Consider the following 15253-nt stretch of genomic DNA (forward strand, 5'->3'; position numbering starts at 1 on the left):
TGGAAGCAGTCAGGCGCTCGGCTGAGACCAGCGGCAGAGGCGGCGCTGCAGCAGAACGAGCAAGGCATTGGCGGCAAGCCCGAGGAAGGCGAGCAGCAGGATCGCCGCAAACATCAGCGGGATCTGGAAATTGTACTGGGCGTTCATCACCTGGAAGCCGATGCCCTTGTTGGCGCCGATCATCTCGGCGGCGATCAGCAGCAGAAGTACCGTTGTTGCCGAGAGGCGCAGGCCGACGAAGATTGCGGGGACGGAGGCCGGCAGGATAACGCGGCGGAAAACGGTCAGCGATCCGGCGCCATAGGTGCGCGCCATCTCGATGAGCTTCTGGTCCACCTCCTTGACGCCGCCGATCGTGGCGAGCAGCACCGGAAACAGCGTCGCCCAGAAGATCACGAAGATCTTCGACGTTTCGCCGAGGCCGAGCAGCAGGATGAAGACTGGATAGAGCGCCAGCGCCGAGGTCTGGCGGAAGAGTTGCAGGATCGGGTCGAGCGCCTGCTCGACGGTACGAAACTGGCCCATGAACAGGCCGAGCGGAATGCCGACGACGACGGAGAAGGCGAAGGCGGTGCCGGATCGCTGCAGGCTGATGGCGATGTCATCGAGCAGCGCGCCATTGGCAAGGTTGGTCCAGAGTGCCGACAGGATCACGTTCAGGGGCGGGAAGATGGCCGGATTGATCCAGCCCCTGGTGCTCGAAACCTGCCAGAGTGCGAGGAAAGCGATCAGCAGGCCGTAGCGCGGCAGAAGCGATGCGAGCACACCGCGCACATGCGACGCGAAAGTGGGCGTATTGCTTTCGCCGCTCTTCAGGCGGCCGAAGCTTCTTGGGAGGACCTGATTGATTTCATAAGCCATGGATCGCTCCTCACTCTGCTGCCTGGAGAGCTGCGTGCCTCGCAGCCCATCGATTGGTCGGGAAAGGCAGGCCGAGGTTTTCCCGCAGCGTCTTGCCTTCATAGGCCGTGCGGAACAGGCCGCGGCGCTGCAGTTCCGGAATGACCAGATCGACGAAGTCGTCGAGCGCTGTCGGCAGCCAGGGTGGCAGAATGTTGAAGCCGTCGGCGGCTTCGTTCTCGAACCATTGCTGCAGCGTGTCGGCGATCTGCTCGGCGGTGCCGACGATGGTGTAGTGGCCGCGGGCGGATGCGATCCACTGGTAGAGCTGGCGGATGGTGAAGTTGTTCTCGTCGGCGATCTGGCGGATGAGGGCCTGGCGGCTCTTCATGCCTTCGGTTGGTGGTGCCGGCGGCAGCGGTCCGTCGAGGTCGTAGCCGTGCAGATCAAGCGTCCCGCCGGTCAGGCCGTTGAGCAGGCCGATGCCGTCCTCTTCGACGATGAGCGAGGTCAGGCGGTCGTATTTCTCCCGCGCTTCCGCTTCGGTCCTGCCGACGAAAGCGGAGACGCCGGGCATGACCAGGATATGATCGGGATTGCGGCCGAGGCCGCAGGCGCGCGCCTTGATATCGCGATAGAATTCCTGGGCGGTTTCGATGTGCTGATGGGCGGTGAAGATGACTTCGGCCGTCGCGGCGGCGAGCCCGCGCCCGTCTTCGGACTGGCCGGCCTGCACGATAACGGGATGGCCCTGCGGCGAGCGCGAGACGTTGAGCGGGCCGCGCACGCTGAAGTGCTCGCCGCGATGGTCGGTGTCGTGCAGCTTCGCCGGGTCGAAGAACACGCCGGTCTCCTTGTCGCGGATGAAGGCGTCGTCCTCGAAGCTTTCCCAGAGTTTGCGGACGACCTCGACATGCTCGGCGGCGCGGCGATAGCGCTCGGCATGCGGCAGCTGGGTATCGCGGTTGAAATTCTGCGCCGTGGGGTCGCCTGTGGTGGTGACGACGTTCCAGCCGGCGCGGCCGTCCGAGATCAGGTCGAGCGAAGCGAATTTCCGGGCGGTGGTATAAGGCTCCTCATAGGTGGTCGAAGACGTCGCGATGAAGCCGAGATGGGTGGTCAGAGGCGCGAGCGCGGAGAACAATGTGACGGGCTCGAAGCCGGCCACGCGGGCGTTGCCGCCTTCTCGCGCGCCACCGAAACCGACAGCCAGGTTGTCGGCCAGGAAATAGGCGTCGAAGAGGCCGCGCTCGGCCGTCAAAGCGAGCTTCCTGTGAAATTCAAAACTGGTGGCGCCATCGGCCGGCTGGTCGGGGTGGCGCCAGGATGCGACATGCTGTCCGCCACCAGGAAGAAATGCCCCAAGCCTGATTTTCCGTGTCATGTCGCGTCCTCTCGGTTTGCCGCTAATGGCCCCGTCGTTTCGGGGCCGAGGCCAATTTGGCTGTCAGGACGTTAGGTTACGTTCTCCATAGATTTTATAGAGAAACTTCATTTCCTAATTACGGAAGAAGAGTGAATAGTTTTGCGGAATCGGGGGAAATGTGGAAATCGCAGATCGGCGCCGCTGCAAGATGGCGTCTTGCGCTCGGTCGCAGAGTGGCCGTGTCAGGCGGGCGGAGCCGGTATCGCTGAAGGCCTGCGGACGCACCCGCTTGCCGACGAATGCCCGCGCCGGCAGATATGCCTTGATATCACGAGACGTCAGCCCCGTCTTGGCCGGGCCGGGGCATGCTCCAGGCCGGCGGCGGCCTTCTTCAGGCAGTCGAGGTAGCGGTCCCGGTTGGCGATGCCGTCGTCGCGGGGGGTGACGAGGCAGAGCGTTGCAGCAGCATGGCCCTCCTCGCCGCGCACCGGCACGGCGAAACAATGGGTGAAGCTGTCGACGATGCTGTTGAAGGTGAAGAGACCTTCACGCTCGGCCTGGCGCACCTCGGCGATGAAGGTCTGGGGCTCGAGCCATTCGCCGCCCGGCAGGCGGAAATCCTGCGGCGGAATGAAATTCAGGATGTCCTGATCCGACAGATGCGCGACGAGCAGGCGGCCCGACGCCGTCCACGGGATCGGCACCGACTGGCCGACATCCGTTGAAATGCGGAACGGCCGGGCGCCCTCGCGCATGCGCACGACCGTATATTTGTTTCCATCCAGCATGCAGAACTGCGCCGTCTCCCGCGTCTCGTCGGCAAGCTGTTCCAGCGCCGCCTCGCATTCGCGGGTGAAATCGAAATGGTTCTCATAGGCGGCGCCGAGGAAATAAAGCTTGCGGCCGAGATAGACGCGCCCCTCGCCGCCGGTGAATTCGAGAATGCCATTGCTCAGCAGCAGGTTGACGAGCTCGTAGACCGATGAGCGCGGCGCGCCGATCTGCGCGGCGATTTCATTCGGCTTCAAGGCCTGCCGTTTCTGGCGCAGGAAGTCGAGGATCTCGAAGGCGCGGTCGAGCCCTCGGGCGCGCTTGCCGGCTGCTTCGTCCTGAACTGCATCCATCGCTGTCAATCCCGTTCTTGTTGGGCCCGGTTCTTGTCGGGCTCTGTTCTTGTCCGGCCAAGCTTGTCAAGCCGTCTGCCGCATCTGTCAATCGATCCCGCCATGCTTCGCAAATGAAATTTTCCCACCCCTCTTGCGGGGTAAAAAAATCGGCATAAGATCGGCGCGTCCGGTATAAAGATCACATGTACAATATAGCGGACAATAACAAATGGCAAGCCGCAAGCGCTGCCGCAAAAAGGGGATCGACATGAAGAATTTTGAAGAAAGCATTTCCGTTTCACTGCGCCGCCGCTTTCTCGCGGGCGCTGCAGCCGCAGCCACCCTGCTTGCCTTTTCGGCCGGCACGGCCTCGGCCGCGGCCAATTGCATCAAGGGCGACAGGAAAGCGCCCTACACGATCGGCTGGGCGAACATCTATTCAGTGCCGACCTGGATGAAGCAGACCGAAGGCACCATCACCGCCGAAGTGGAGGAACTGAAGAAGGCGGGCCTCGTCAAGGACCTGATGATCACCGACGCGCAGGGCAACGCCCAGACGCAGATCCAGCATATCCAGTCGATGATCGACGCCAATGTCGACGCCATCGTCGTCATCGCCGGTTCTTCCAACGCGCTCGACCGCGTCATATCGGACGCCTGCGACAAGGGCATTGCGGTCGTCAATTTCGACAGCCTCGTCAACACCGACAAGGTGACGGCGAAGATCAACACCGATTCCAGCGAATGGGGTGCGACTGCTGCCAAGTGGATGGTCAGCCAGCTCGGCGGCAAGGGCAAGATCATCATCATGAACGGCCCGGCCGGCATCTCGGTCAGCGATGATCGCCGCAAGGGCGCCCAGCCGGTCCTCGATGCCAATCCGGGCCTCCAGGTGATCACCGAGACCAATACCGAATATAACGTCGCGCCCGCACAGGAAGCGATGACCAGCCTGCTGTTTGCCAATCCCGAGATCGACGGCGTGCTGTCGCTCGGCGGCGCGCTGTCGGCCGGCTCGGTCCTGGCCTTCGAGCGCCAGGGCCGCGATCAGGTGCCGACGTCAGGCGAAAATGCCCGGCAGTTCCTGGAACTCTGGAAGGAGAAGGGCCTGAAGGGCTGGGCGACCATGCAGCCGAACTGGCTCGGCGCGCTTTCCGTGTATACCGCCGTGCAGGCGCTGCAAGGCAAGGATGTCCCTGCCTTCGTCAAGGTGCCGCTGCCCGTCATCGACGACAGCACCATCGGCAGCTATCTCGCCCGCGCCGACAAGTTCCCGGCCGACGGCTATATCTATTCGGATTACGACAAGGCGCTCTTCGACAAGCTGCTTGCGTCCAAGTAATCCGGATTGAGGGATGCCGTCATGACGGAAGAAAGGCCCCTGCTGGAAGCCCGGCAGGTGTTCAAGGGATTTTTCGGCAATCCGGTTTTGAAGGGCGTCGACATCGCCCTTCTGCCGGGCAGGGTTCACGCCCTGCTCGGTGAAAACGGCGCCGGCAAGTCGACGCTGATCAATCTCTTGTCCGGCGCCCTCCAGCCGGACAGCGGGGCCATCCTTGTCGACGGCAAGCCTGTCGGGCGCTTCAGCCCGGCGGCGGCGCGCGCGGCCGGCATCGCCGTGGTTCAGCAGGAGCTGAGCCTGACGGCCAATCTCTCGATTGCCGAAAACATCGGAACCGGCGCCTTTCCGCGCCGGTTCGGCCTGATCGACTACGCAGCGCTGCATCGCGGCGTGCGAGAGGTCTGCGACATGGTCGGGCTCACCGAACCGCTCGACATGCCGGTCGCCGATCTCGCGCTTGGCCGCCGTCAGATGGTGGAGATCGCCAAGGCGCTGTTCCGCAAGCCGCGCGTGCTCATTCTGGACGAACCGACCTCATCGCTCTCCGCCCATGAAGCCGGCATCCTTGCCCGCCTCATCGAAACGCTCAAGGGCCGCGGCACCGCCCTTCTCTATATTTCCCACCGCCTCAACGAGGTGCAGGCGCTCTGCTCGCATGTCACGGTACTGAAGGACGGCGGCGTCACGGCCGACCAATCGCTCTCCGGCATCGATGGCGAGGGGCTGGTCCGCCTGATGGTCGGCCGCGAGACCGGCGACCTGTTCCCGCCGCGTGTCGCCGCCAAGCCCGGCGCGATGCGCATCAGCGTCGAGGATTTTTCCGCTGGCATGGTGCGCCATATCGGTTTTTCCGCCCGCGCCGGCGAGATCGTCGGTATCGGCGGGCTGGTGGGACAGGGGCAGGAAGACCTGTTGCTCGGCCTCTATGGCGCGATTCCCGCGTCTGCCGCCCGGGCAGAAGTATCGGGAAATCCTGGCCTGCCCGCCAATGTCGGCGCGGCGAATGCGGCGGGCATCGTCTATGTGCCGGCCGACCGCAAACATGAGGGACTGGTGCTGCCCCACTCCATCGCCGCCAATCTCATCCTGCCCTCGCTCGGACGGCTCGCCCGCCAGGGGCTGCGCGACCTGACGGCGGAAAATGGCCTTGTCGCCGATCTCGCCCGCCGGCTGACGATCAAGGGCGATACGGCCCGCCCGGTGCAGGCGCTTTCCGGCGGCAACCAGCAGAAGGTGGCGCTCGCCAAATGGCTGCCGCTCGACCCGTCCATTCTGCTGCTCAACGATCCGACGCGCGGCGTCGACATCGAGACCAAGCGGGAAATCTACCTGATGCTGCGCGCCTTCGCCGCCGAGGGGCGGCTCGTCATTCTCGTCAGTTCCGATACGCCGGAGCTCGTCCATCTCTGCGACCGCGTCGTGGTTCTGCGCGAGGGGCGGGTCGCGGCAACACTGTCGCAGGATGCGATCAGCGAAGGCGCGATCGTCGGTGCGGCCATGGGTATTACGGCTGCGACGCAGGGAGAGGCGGCATGAGCACGATTTCGCCATCCTGGCTCTACGGTTCGATCCAGCTCCGCCGCAACCGCGGCCTCACCGGCCTCTATCTCGTCGTCGCCGGCTTTCTCATCCTCTATGCGGTGCTCTTTCCCGGCATCCTGTCCGTCGGCGGCTTCTCCAAATTCACGCAGAACTGGTTTCCGCTGGCGCTCGTCACCATGGCGCAGGCGCTGCTCATGCTGAACGGCGGCATCACCCTGGCGATCGGCCCGCTCGTCAGTCTCGGCGCCGTGATCGCGGCGACGACGATGCAAGGGGTGCTCGGGGTGCCGGGCGGCATTGTCGCTGTCGCGCTCGCCGGCCTTTCGATCGGCGCCGTCATCGGCGCCATCGTGACGCATCTGAGATTGCCGGCGATCATCGTCACGCTGGCCGGCTCCTTCATCATCAGCGGCGTCGCGCTGATCCTGCTGCCGCGGCCCGGTGGGTCCATTCCCGATTGGCTGTCGACGGTGCTTGCCGGACACACGCCCGTCGCCTTCCTGCTGTTGGTCGTGATCCTCGTGCTCTGGAAAGCCTTTCTGGCCACGCCGCTCGGCCTCGGCATCTATGCAGCCGGCGACAATCCGGTCGGCGCCTTCCGCTCCGGGGTCCCGGTCGAGCAGGTGAAGGTCGCAGCCTTCGCGCTCTCCGGTCTGCTTGCGGCGCTGACCGGCCTTTTCGTCGCGGCGCAGACCGGCTCGGGTGATCCCGTGATCGGCACACCCTTCACGCTGAACTCGATCGCCGCCGCCGTGCTCGGCGGCGTCGGCTTCCTCGGCGGCAAGGGCACGATGCGCGGCGCGATCTGCGGCAGCCTGCTGCTCTCGGTGATGATCAACGTGATGTTTTTCCTCGGCTTTCCGCCGGTTGCGCAATATATCGCGCAGGGGTTGATCATCGTCGGCGCGGTCGCCGTTCCGGAACTTCTTAAGGGTTGGAGGGCAAGAGGATGAACATCATCCGGTCCGCGTTTCGCAATCCGCCGCTGCTGACCTTCCTTCTGGTCGCGCTCGTCTGGATCGTCGCGAGCTTCACGCTGCGTGGTTTCGGCGCCTATGGCCATCTGCGCTATCTGCTTGAACTCGCCGCGGTGATCGGCATCGTCGCGGCCGGTCAGACGCTCGTCATCCTGATGGGCGGCATCGATCTTTCGGTCGGCGCCGTCATCACCGTCACGGCAATCCTGTTGCCGCTGATCTCGCCGGCCTGGGATCCGACCGGACTTGCCGGCATCGCGGCAGCCCTTGCCATCGCCACCGGCATCGGCCTCATGAACGGTGCGGGTGCGGCCTATCTGCGCGTGCCGCCGATCATCATGACGCTTGCCATGGCGACCTTCCTGCAGGGTCTGCTCGTCATTGTCGCCGGCGGCAGCGCCGTCACCGTCAGCAATCCGGCCGTCATCCTGCTCGGGCAGGCACGGCCGCTCGGCATTCCCTCGGGCATTCTGCTGTGGCTCGCCGTCTCGATCGTCGTCCTGCTGCTCGTCCACCGCATGCCGATCGGCGCCCGGTTCCTGGCGCTCGGGGCCAACCCGCTCGCCGCCCGGCTTTCCGGCGTCAGCATCACCGGCAATACGCTGATCGTCCATACCCTGTCCGGCTTCTTCGCCGGGCTTGCGGGCATTCTCGTGCTCGGCATGAATCGGCAAGGCTATGTCGGCATCGGCGACCCCTATCTGCTGACCTCGATCGCCGCCGTCGTGCTCGGCGGCACCTCCATCCTCGGCGGCCGCGGCACCTATGCCGGCACCATCCCGGGGGCGATCCTGCTCGTCACCACGACGGCGCTGATCACCGTCGTCAACGCCTCGCCTGGCTGGCGCTCGATCATGTTCGGCACGCTGATCCTCGCCCTGCTGCTCGTTTCCGGCCGCGAGGCGCGCCGATGACCGAGCGCTATGATGGGCCGGTGATCGACCCGCACCACCATCTCTGGGACCTTAGCCTGCAGCGCCATCCCTGGCTTCAGAAGGCGCGGAAGACTGGCGAGGAGGCGGCGGTCGGCAGTCTCGCGCCGATCTTGCGTGATTACGGCATCGACGATTATCGCGCCGATGCCGCGCGACAGAACATCGTTGCGACGGTGCACGTGGAGGCCGGCTGGTCGGTTGCCTACCCGCTGGAAGAGAGCCGCTGGCTCGACGGCCTCGACCGCAGTTCCGGCGTGGCCCGCCGCTATGTCGCCCGCGTTCCGCTCGACGGTCCGGATGCCGCGCGCCTGCTCGAGGCGGAAGTGGAAAATCCCAGCGTCGTCGGCATCCGCGATATTCTGAGCTGGCATCCCGATACGGCGAAGCGTTTTGCGTCGCGCCCGGATCGCATGGGCGATCGCGCCTGGCGCGCCGGGCTTGCCCATGCCACGCGGCTCGGGCTGGTCTTCGACCTGATGCTCTATCCCTGGCAGATGGACGAGGCGCTCGATCTGGTGCGGGCGTTTCCGCAAACACTTTTCGTCCTCAACCACGGCGGCAGCCCCATCGACCGGACGGAGGACGGCATGTCGCTGTGGCGCCGCGGCCTGCAGGCGCTCGGCAAAGAGCCGAACATTCGCCTGAAGATCTCCGACCTCGTTGCCTATGACCATGCGTGGACGCTCGCAAGCCTGCGGCCGGTGATCGACCATTGTCTCGCTTGTTTCGGCCCAGAACGCGCGATGTTTGCCAGCGACTTCCCGGTCGCCCGCCTGCATGCGTCTTTCGACGAGATCTATCAGGTGTTCCGCACGGTCGCCGCCGCGCTCTCTCTCGACGAGCAGCGCGCTCTGTTTTTTGCCACTGCCAATGACACCTATCGCCTTGGTTTGGCCGATCCGGCCGAGATCGGGAGAGGGCTCCATGTCTGATCTTCACACTGCGACCGAAAACGTCCTGATCGACGAGCGGGTGCGGGGCTTTCCGCCCGGCCATCCGCCGCTGCCGCTCGCGGCCATCGGAACCCGGGGATGGAAGCCCTATGACGGCAGGATGGCGCTGCCGCTGATCTCGCTCGACCGGCAGGCCTTCGCCGGGAACGTCGAGCTGATGATGGCCTATGTGAAGAGCAATAGGGCCGAGATCGCGCCGCACGCCAAGACGCCGATGTCGACGGCATTGGCCGCCACCCTTCTTTCGGCAGGCGCCTGGGGCACGACGGTCGCCGACATTCGTCAGGCCGCTGTGCTGCTCAAGGCCGGACAGCGCCGGTTGATCCTCGCCAACGAGATCGGCGGGGTCGCCGCGGCCCGCCGGCTGGCGGCCCTGCTCGGCCATTATCCCGATGCGGAGCTCCATGTCTTCGTGGATTCGACAGCGCTCGTCGAGGCGCTTGCCTTCGCCTGGCAGGAGTGCGCCGATCTGCCGCCTCTTGGCCTGCTGGTGGAATTCGGCGCCGGTCGCGCCGGTCTTCGCAGCGCCGCTGCCGCCGCCGCGATCCTGGATGCGATCCTTGCCGTGGAGACACCGAGCTTTCGGTTGAGCGGCATCGCCGCCTATGAGGGTGCGGCCGCGACCGCCGATCCGGAGGAGACCAGGCTTCGCATCGACGGGCTGATGGCGATGACATCAGATTTTCTGCCGAAGATCCGCGCCCGCATCGGAAGAGAGCGGCCGCTTCTCGTCACATCAGGCGGTTCGGTGTTTTTCGACATTGTCGTCGCGCGGCTTTCGGCCGTCGTCGCGGCCGATCCCGCCTGCCGGCTCGTGCTGCGAAGCGGCGCGATCTTCTTCCACGATCATGGCGTCTATGAGCGTGGCCTTGCCGGTCTCGATGCGCGCGGCGGCTTTCGCATCGGTGGCGAGATCGTTTCCGCGGCGGCGGGTTTCCGTCCGGCGCTCAGGGTCTGGGCCGAGGTCCTGTCGCGGCCGGAGCCAGGGCTTGCGATCGCAGGCATGGGCATGCGCGACGTGGCCATGGACCAGGACTTGCCGCGGCCGCTGGCGCTTTATCGCAAAGGCGCGCACTTTGCCGATCTCGAGGGCGCCAGAGTTTTCCGCCTCAACGATCAGCATGCCTTCCTAACGCTTGCCGATGACAGCGACGTCGCCGTCGGCGACGTCATGGAGTTCGGCATCTCTCATCCCTGCACCTGCCTTGACCGGCATGCAATCCTTTACGGCCTCGATCCGGATCATTCGGTGACGGCAGCCTATCTGACCAGCTTCGGCTGAATTCTCCCTGTAAAACCAAGAAAAGGAAAAGCTGCATGATCCAGCGTTATCAGAAGGGCTCGCGTATGAGCCAGGCCGTCAGCTACGGAGGTCTCGTCTATATTGCCGGCCAGGTCGCGGAAAATCGCAAGGCTGATATCGAGGAGCAGACCCGCGATGTGCTCGGCAAGATCGACGCCCTTTTGAAGGAAGCCGGGACCGATCGCTCGCGTCTCCTCGCCGTCAACGTCTTCCTGCCGGCGATTACCGATTTCGAGGCGATGAACGGCGTTTATGACAGCTGGATCGACATCGAAAACCCGCCAGCCCGCGCCTGCACCGAAGCGCGCCTGGCCGACCCGGACCTGCGCGTCGAAATGACCGCGGTCGCGGCGCTGTAACTGCGCGGCACCGCCCCGCACTGGAGGGACCATGCATAGCGGCCTCGTCAATCCGATCGACTTTTCGCGTAAGGGCCGGCAGGCCGGCTATCTCGCCATTCCCTATTCGATCGACCGTTCGCCCTATTATCAGATCCGCATTCCGATCCTTCGCCTGAAGAATGGCGAAGGGCCGTCTTTGCTGCTGATGGCCGGCAACCACGGTGACGAATATGAGGGCGAACTGCAGCTCGGCCGGCTGATGCGCCTGCTTGATGTCGCTGAGATTCACGGCGCCGTCACCATCCTGCCGATGGCGAACCTGCCGGCGGTGATGGCGGCCAAACGCTGCTCGCCCTTCGACGGCGGCAACCTCAACCGGGCCTTTCCCGGCGATCCCGCGGGGGCGCCGACGGCGCGCCTGGCGCATTTCCTCGAACACGAACTTTTTCCGCGCCATGACGTCATGCTCGACCTGCATTCGGGCGGCACGTCGATGGCGCACCTCCCCTGCACGCTGATCGAGCGTCAGGCCGACGCCGCCCGCTTCGAACGATCGGTCGCGCTGATGCGAGCGATGGGCGCGTCGCATGCCTTCATCGCCGACAATGGCCCGGCGGCGCCGACATCGATGGGGGCTGCGGCCAGGGCCGGTATCGTCGGTCTTTCCGGCGAGTTCGGCGGCGGTGGAACCGTGACGCCTGCGGCGATGGCCTTCACGGCGGCAGCGATTGATCGGCTGCTTTTGGCGCTCGGCATTATTGGGCGTCCGGTCCTTTCCCGCACGCCACTGGGTGAGCCTGGGCCGCTGCAACTCCTCTCGCTGTCCCGGCACAGGCAAGGCATCTACGCCGATCGCAGAGGCTGGTTCGAGCCGGCCGCAGCCCTTGGCGCCATGGTTTCGGCCGGCGACCTGGCCGGATGGTATCATGACCTGGAACGCCTGGAGCAGCCGGAGGAAGAGCTGCACTTTGCCGAGGGCGGTATCGTTATTTCCCACCGGCTGCATTGCGACAGCCAGGCCGGCGATTGCCTGATCCAGGTGGCCGAACCGATTGCCGCTTAGAGAAGCCCGTCGACCGCCCCCCTGACCCAGTCGAGACGTTTAGCCGGGATCAGGCCGTAATTGTAGAAGTTCACGCCGTCAGCGCCTGCGTCGACGGCCGCCTTGGCGCGGGCCGCCAGCACCGTGGCGTCACCGACCTCAGGATAGAAGACGCGCAGGCCGACGCCGAGGAATTTCTGCGGCCCGATCGCCGCCCGGCCGGTGCGGATGACATCGCCGATGGCATCCGGCGTCATGTCGTAGCAGCAGAGGATCGCCCCGTCGCAGAGCTTGCCGACGGCAGTCAGATCGACGCCGCCGAGCCAGCCGTCCTTCAGGTCAATCAGCACGATCCGGCTCGCCGGATCGGCCGCCGCCTTGATCTCGCCGATCAGGCTGGTCACCGGTTCGCTGCGCCAGGCGAGATAGGCATAGAGATCGGGATGGTCGCGGAAGGCATCGATGCCTGCTGCCGGAAAATCCGGGAACTGCCGTTCCGGCACGGGGCGTTCGCAGAATTCGGAGATGAAGCGCGCCACCGATCGGCGTGCGCCTTCGACCGGCACGCCGGCCTTTGCCGCGCGCGCCGTGCAATGATCGCAGAAGCAGAGCGACAGCAGGAAATCGTCTTCGGCATTGAGGCCGACGCCGTCTTTCTCGTGATGGTATTCATGCGCGAAGCCCATGAAGTTCGGGCTTTCGAGCTCGACCATATTCGGCCGATAGTTGGTGGTGATGTCGCGGACAAGGGTGACGGCATAGGCGCGCGCCGCCGGGCTGGAGGGGCAGAGATTATAATAATTGGGATTGCCGAAGGCATTGTGCGTCACGTGATCGGGATGCAGCATGCCGAGGCGGCTGTTGTGAAGGCAGACCGTCCAGCAGGAGACCCGCAGACCGGTCGCGTCGCGTCCCCTGGTCAGCGCCTCCAGCATGTCGCCGCGCTCGGTGACATTCTCCGCCATCAGCGGCCGGATCAGCTTGTCCTGCCACAGGCTCTCGTCCGGCCGGAAGTACACCGTCCCGTCCTCGGGGAAATAGGCCTTCTGCCGCGGGCTGCGCGGCTGCAGGAAGCGGCCGGCATGATAGGAGGTCGCCATGCTTATCGTGTTGAGACCTGCCCGGTTGCGAAGCTCGGCAGCGATCACGTCGAGCCCCTGGTCCTGGATATCCCAGGGGTAAGTCCACATGGAAAGGTGCATGGCGCGCTCCGGTTCAAGTCTGTCCACTTTATAGAACATGTGTCCATAATAGTGTCCAGGCTGATTTGAACGCGGAGGGCGGCGCGAAAGCCGCCCGCCTTGCCTGTCAGCGACTGATCGTTGCCTGCAGCGCGTCGATGGAGCATTGGATGCCGGCCTCGGTCGACATGGTGAAGTCTTCCATTTCGAGGCTGACCCAACCGTTGTAGCCGACCATCCTGACGACCGAGAAGAATTCCTTCCACCACTGCAGGTCATGGCCGGCGCCGACGGCGACGTAATTCCAGGTGCGGTTGGCGACGTCGGTCACGTCCTTCAGTTCCAGAAGGCCATTGACGTCGGCAAGGCCCCGCTCGATGCGCGTGTCCTTGCCGTGGCAATGATGGATGGCGTTGCCCAGCGCGCGTGCCGCGGCAATCGGATCGGCGCCCTTCCAGAACAGATGGCTCGGATCGAGGTTCATGCCGACCGCCGGACCGACCTCGTTGCGCAGACGGAACAGGGTTTCCGGGTTCCAGACCAACATCGCCGAGAAGTTTTCGAGCGCATATCGCTCGACCCCGACTTCTCTCGCGAGCTTCACCAGATCGTGCCAGAGCGGGAAAGCGCGATCTTCCCACTGATAGCGGTCACGTTCCGGCATCTCGTCCGGCCAGCTCTTGGTGTAGACGAGCCAGTTCGGCACGCTGTCGCCGGGGGCGGCTTCCGGCAGGCCGGACATGGTGACGATCGTCTTGACGCCGATTTCGCCGGCAAGACGGATCGTCTGCTCCATCTCCTTGCGGTGACGCTTGCCCATCTCGCCGGGATCGAGCGGGTTTGCCGAGCAGTTCAGCGCCGCGATTTCAAGGCCGCGCGCTTCGATTTCCTTGAGTTTCGTTTTCAGAAGCCCTTTGTCTTCAAGCAGTTCGTCGGCGCGGAAATGTGGGGCACGCGACCAGCCGCCGCCCGTCATTTCGATGCCCTCGACGCCGAGTTCAACACATTTGTCGAGCATGTCGGTAAATGACAGGTTGCCCATCACGTCGGTGCAAATGGAGAGTTTCATCGTCTCGATCTTTCCTATGAAAATTGAGGGCGCGCCTTTGTGAGAGGGTGGAGGAGATCCCGACGCGCCCTCGGAGGGAGCTATTTGAAGTCGACCCAGGCCGCGCCCGCATCAGCCGAGCGGACGCAGTTTTCCAGCCAGCGCACGCCTTCGGTGCCGGCCTTGATGCCGGGATAATGGTGGCTCCTGAGGAAGGCTTCGTCGCCGCGGCGCTTTGCGTCGATCGCCTGGGCGATCCACAGGTAGATGTTCGCCCAGCTGTCGCCGAGGCCCTCGGTATGCAGCGCGCCCATGCGGTCGGCCGCGAGGCTCTCCTCTTCGAGATAGGGCATGCCGTGGTGCAGGATCCGATTCGGCTCGCCCTGCACTTCGTAGATCAGCTGGTCGGGATGGGCATCCGACCATTCGATCGAGGCCTTGGAGCCGACGAAACGGTAGCGCTGCGAACCCATATTGCCGGCATCGACCGACGACACCCAGAGACGGCCGCGGGCGCCGTTGTCGTAATGGATGAGAACGGTCGCATGGTCTTCGAGCGGCGCGCGGGTCGGAATGAAGGCCTTGCGGTCGCAGAGCAGCTTTTCGATCTTCAGATGCGGCAGCACCACTTCGGAGAGATAGTAGAGGTGGGTGCCGATATCACCGAGGACGAAGGTCGGGCCGGCCGTCTTCGGATTGGTGCGCCACTTCACCGCCTCGCCGGCGCCGACATCGTCGCCTGAATTGAAGCCGTGGGTATAGCGCATGTCCACGATCCTGATATCGCCGAGCATGCCCTTCCTGACCATCGCCGCCATCTGCTGGACCAGCGGATGGCCGGTGAAACCATAGGTGACGCCGACGATCAGGCCCTTCTCTTCGGCGAGCTTCGCCACCTCGTCGCATTCGGCAACGGTGAAGAACAGCGGCTTTTCGCAGATCACATGCAGCCCGGCTTCCAGGCACGCCTTGGTGATCTCGTAATGGGTGAAATTCGGCGTGGCGATCGAGACGACCTCGATGCCGTCCTCGCGCCCGGCTTCGCCGGCGATCAACTCCTTGTAGTCGCCGTAGCAGCGGTCGGCCGCGACGCCGATCTTCGTGCCGAAATCGCGCCCGCGCTCGGCGTCGAGATCGAAGGCTCCGCAGACGAGCCGATAGGTGTCGTCCCGCTGGGCGCCGGTTCTGTGCTTGTAGCCAACCTGCCCGGTGCGGCCGCCGCCGACCATGCCCCAGCGCAAGGGGCGCTCGATGGATCTTTCTCCGTTGATCATCTG

Annotated in this window: 14 protein-coding genes; 8 read left to right on the forward strand and 6 right to left on the reverse strand. The window is 64.6% G+C overall.

The genetic code is table 11. From position 1 onward, the window contains the following. Positions 1-9: 9 nt before the first annotated feature. The 3 genes from AMC88_RS23020 to AMC88_RS23030 all read right to left on the reverse strand — a co-directional run bounded on the left by AMC88_RS23020 (position 10) and on the right by AMC88_RS23030 (position 3330). Positions 10-861, reverse strand: coding sequence for an ABC transporter permease (locus tag AMC88_RS23020; protein WP_064826049.1), 852 nt, complete (start codon positions 859-861; stop codon positions 10-12). A gap of 10 nt (positions 862-871) precedes the next feature. After that, positions 872-2224 (reverse strand): LLM class flavin-dependent oxidoreductase, encoded by a 1353-nt coding sequence (locus tag AMC88_RS23025; RefSeq protein WP_064826050.1) that lies wholly within the window; start codon positions 2222-2224, stop codon positions 872-874. Between the two features lie 320 nt (positions 2225-2544). Continuing rightward, positions 2545-3330, reverse strand: a complete 786-nt coding sequence (locus tag AMC88_RS23030; RefSeq protein WP_064826051.1) for an IclR family transcriptional regulator — start codon at positions 3328-3330, stop codon at positions 2545-2547. A 250-nt stretch (positions 3331-3580) separates the two neighbouring features. On the opposite strand from AMC88_RS23030, the gene AMC88_RS23035 reads away from it, so the two are divergent. Genes AMC88_RS23035 through AMC88_RS23070 form a run of 8 tightly spaced genes read left to right on the forward strand, consistent with a single transcriptional unit; the run spans position 3581 to position 11768 of the window. Further along, positions 3581-4654 carry an ABC transporter substrate-binding protein gene (locus AMC88_RS23035; RefSeq protein ID WP_064826102.1) on the forward strand — a complete coding sequence of 358 codons (1074 nt, stop codon included), beginning with the start codon at positions 3581-3583 and terminating at the stop codon, positions 4652-4654. Between the two features lie 21 nt (positions 4655-4675). Next, positions 4676-6190: a sugar ABC transporter ATP-binding protein gene (locus tag AMC88_RS23040; protein ID WP_064826052.1), complete on the forward strand. Its 1515-nt coding sequence runs from the start codon at positions 4676-4678 to the stop codon at positions 6188-6190. Next, complete coding sequence (locus AMC88_RS23045; RefSeq protein ID WP_064826053.1) at positions 6187-7149, forward strand: ABC transporter permease; 963 nt, start codon at positions 6187-6189, stop codon at positions 7147-7149. Before AMC88_RS23040 ends, AMC88_RS23045 begins: the two co-directional genes overlap by 4 nt. Then, positions 7146-8087 (forward strand): ABC transporter permease, encoded by a 942-nt coding sequence (locus tag AMC88_RS23050; RefSeq protein WP_016737019.1) that lies wholly within the window; start codon positions 7146-7148, stop codon positions 8085-8087. Before AMC88_RS23045 ends, AMC88_RS23050 begins: the two co-directional genes overlap by 4 nt. After that, a complete protein-coding gene (locus tag AMC88_RS23055; RefSeq protein ID WP_064826054.1) occupies positions 8084-9040 on the forward strand; it encodes an amidohydrolase family protein in 957 nt (318 codons plus the stop codon). The genes AMC88_RS23050 and AMC88_RS23055 overlap by 4 nt, the downstream gene beginning before the upstream one ends. Continuing rightward, complete coding sequence (locus AMC88_RS23060) at positions 9033-10343, forward strand: alanine racemase (protein WP_064826055.1); 1311 nt, start codon at positions 9033-9035, stop codon at positions 10341-10343. Before AMC88_RS23055 ends, AMC88_RS23060 begins: the two co-directional genes overlap by 8 nt. Positions 10344-10378: 35 nt before the next feature. Next, the gene (locus AMC88_RS23065) at positions 10379-10723 is read left to right on the forward strand and encodes a RidA family protein (protein ID WP_020922890.1); all 345 of its coding nucleotides are present in this window, start codon (positions 10379-10381) and stop codon (positions 10721-10723) included. 31 nt (positions 10724-10754) lie between these two features. Beyond that, positions 10755-11768, forward strand: a complete 1014-nt coding sequence (locus AMC88_RS23070; RefSeq protein WP_064826056.1) for a succinylglutamate desuccinylase/aspartoacylase family protein — start codon at positions 10755-10757, stop codon at positions 11766-11768. On the opposite strand, the gene AMC88_RS23075 is transcribed toward AMC88_RS23070, so the two are convergent. The 3 genes from AMC88_RS23075 to AMC88_RS23085 form a co-directional block, all read right to left on the reverse strand. Further along, positions 11765-12949, reverse strand: a complete 1185-nt coding sequence (locus AMC88_RS23075) for a hypothetical protein (RefSeq protein WP_064826057.1) — start codon at positions 12947-12949, stop codon at positions 11765-11767. The genes AMC88_RS23070 and AMC88_RS23075 overlap by 4 nt on opposite strands. Positions 12950-13055: 106 nt before the next feature. After that, positions 13056-13997, reverse strand: a complete 942-nt coding sequence (locus tag AMC88_RS23080; RefSeq protein WP_064826058.1) for a sugar phosphate isomerase/epimerase family protein — start codon at positions 13995-13997, stop codon at positions 13056-13058. A gap of 80 nt (positions 13998-14077) precedes the next feature. Then, positions 14078-15250 carry a Gfo/Idh/MocA family protein gene (locus AMC88_RS23085; RefSeq protein WP_064826059.1) on the reverse strand — a complete coding sequence of 391 codons (1173 nt, stop codon included), beginning with the start codon at positions 15248-15250 and terminating at the stop codon, positions 14078-14080. Positions 15251-15253 lie beyond the last annotated feature (3 nt).

The organism is Rhizobium phaseoli (assembly GCF_001664385.1).
In the GTDB taxonomy this organism is placed as follows: domain Bacteria; phylum Pseudomonadota; class Alphaproteobacteria; order Rhizobiales; family Rhizobiaceae; genus Rhizobium; species Rhizobium phaseoli.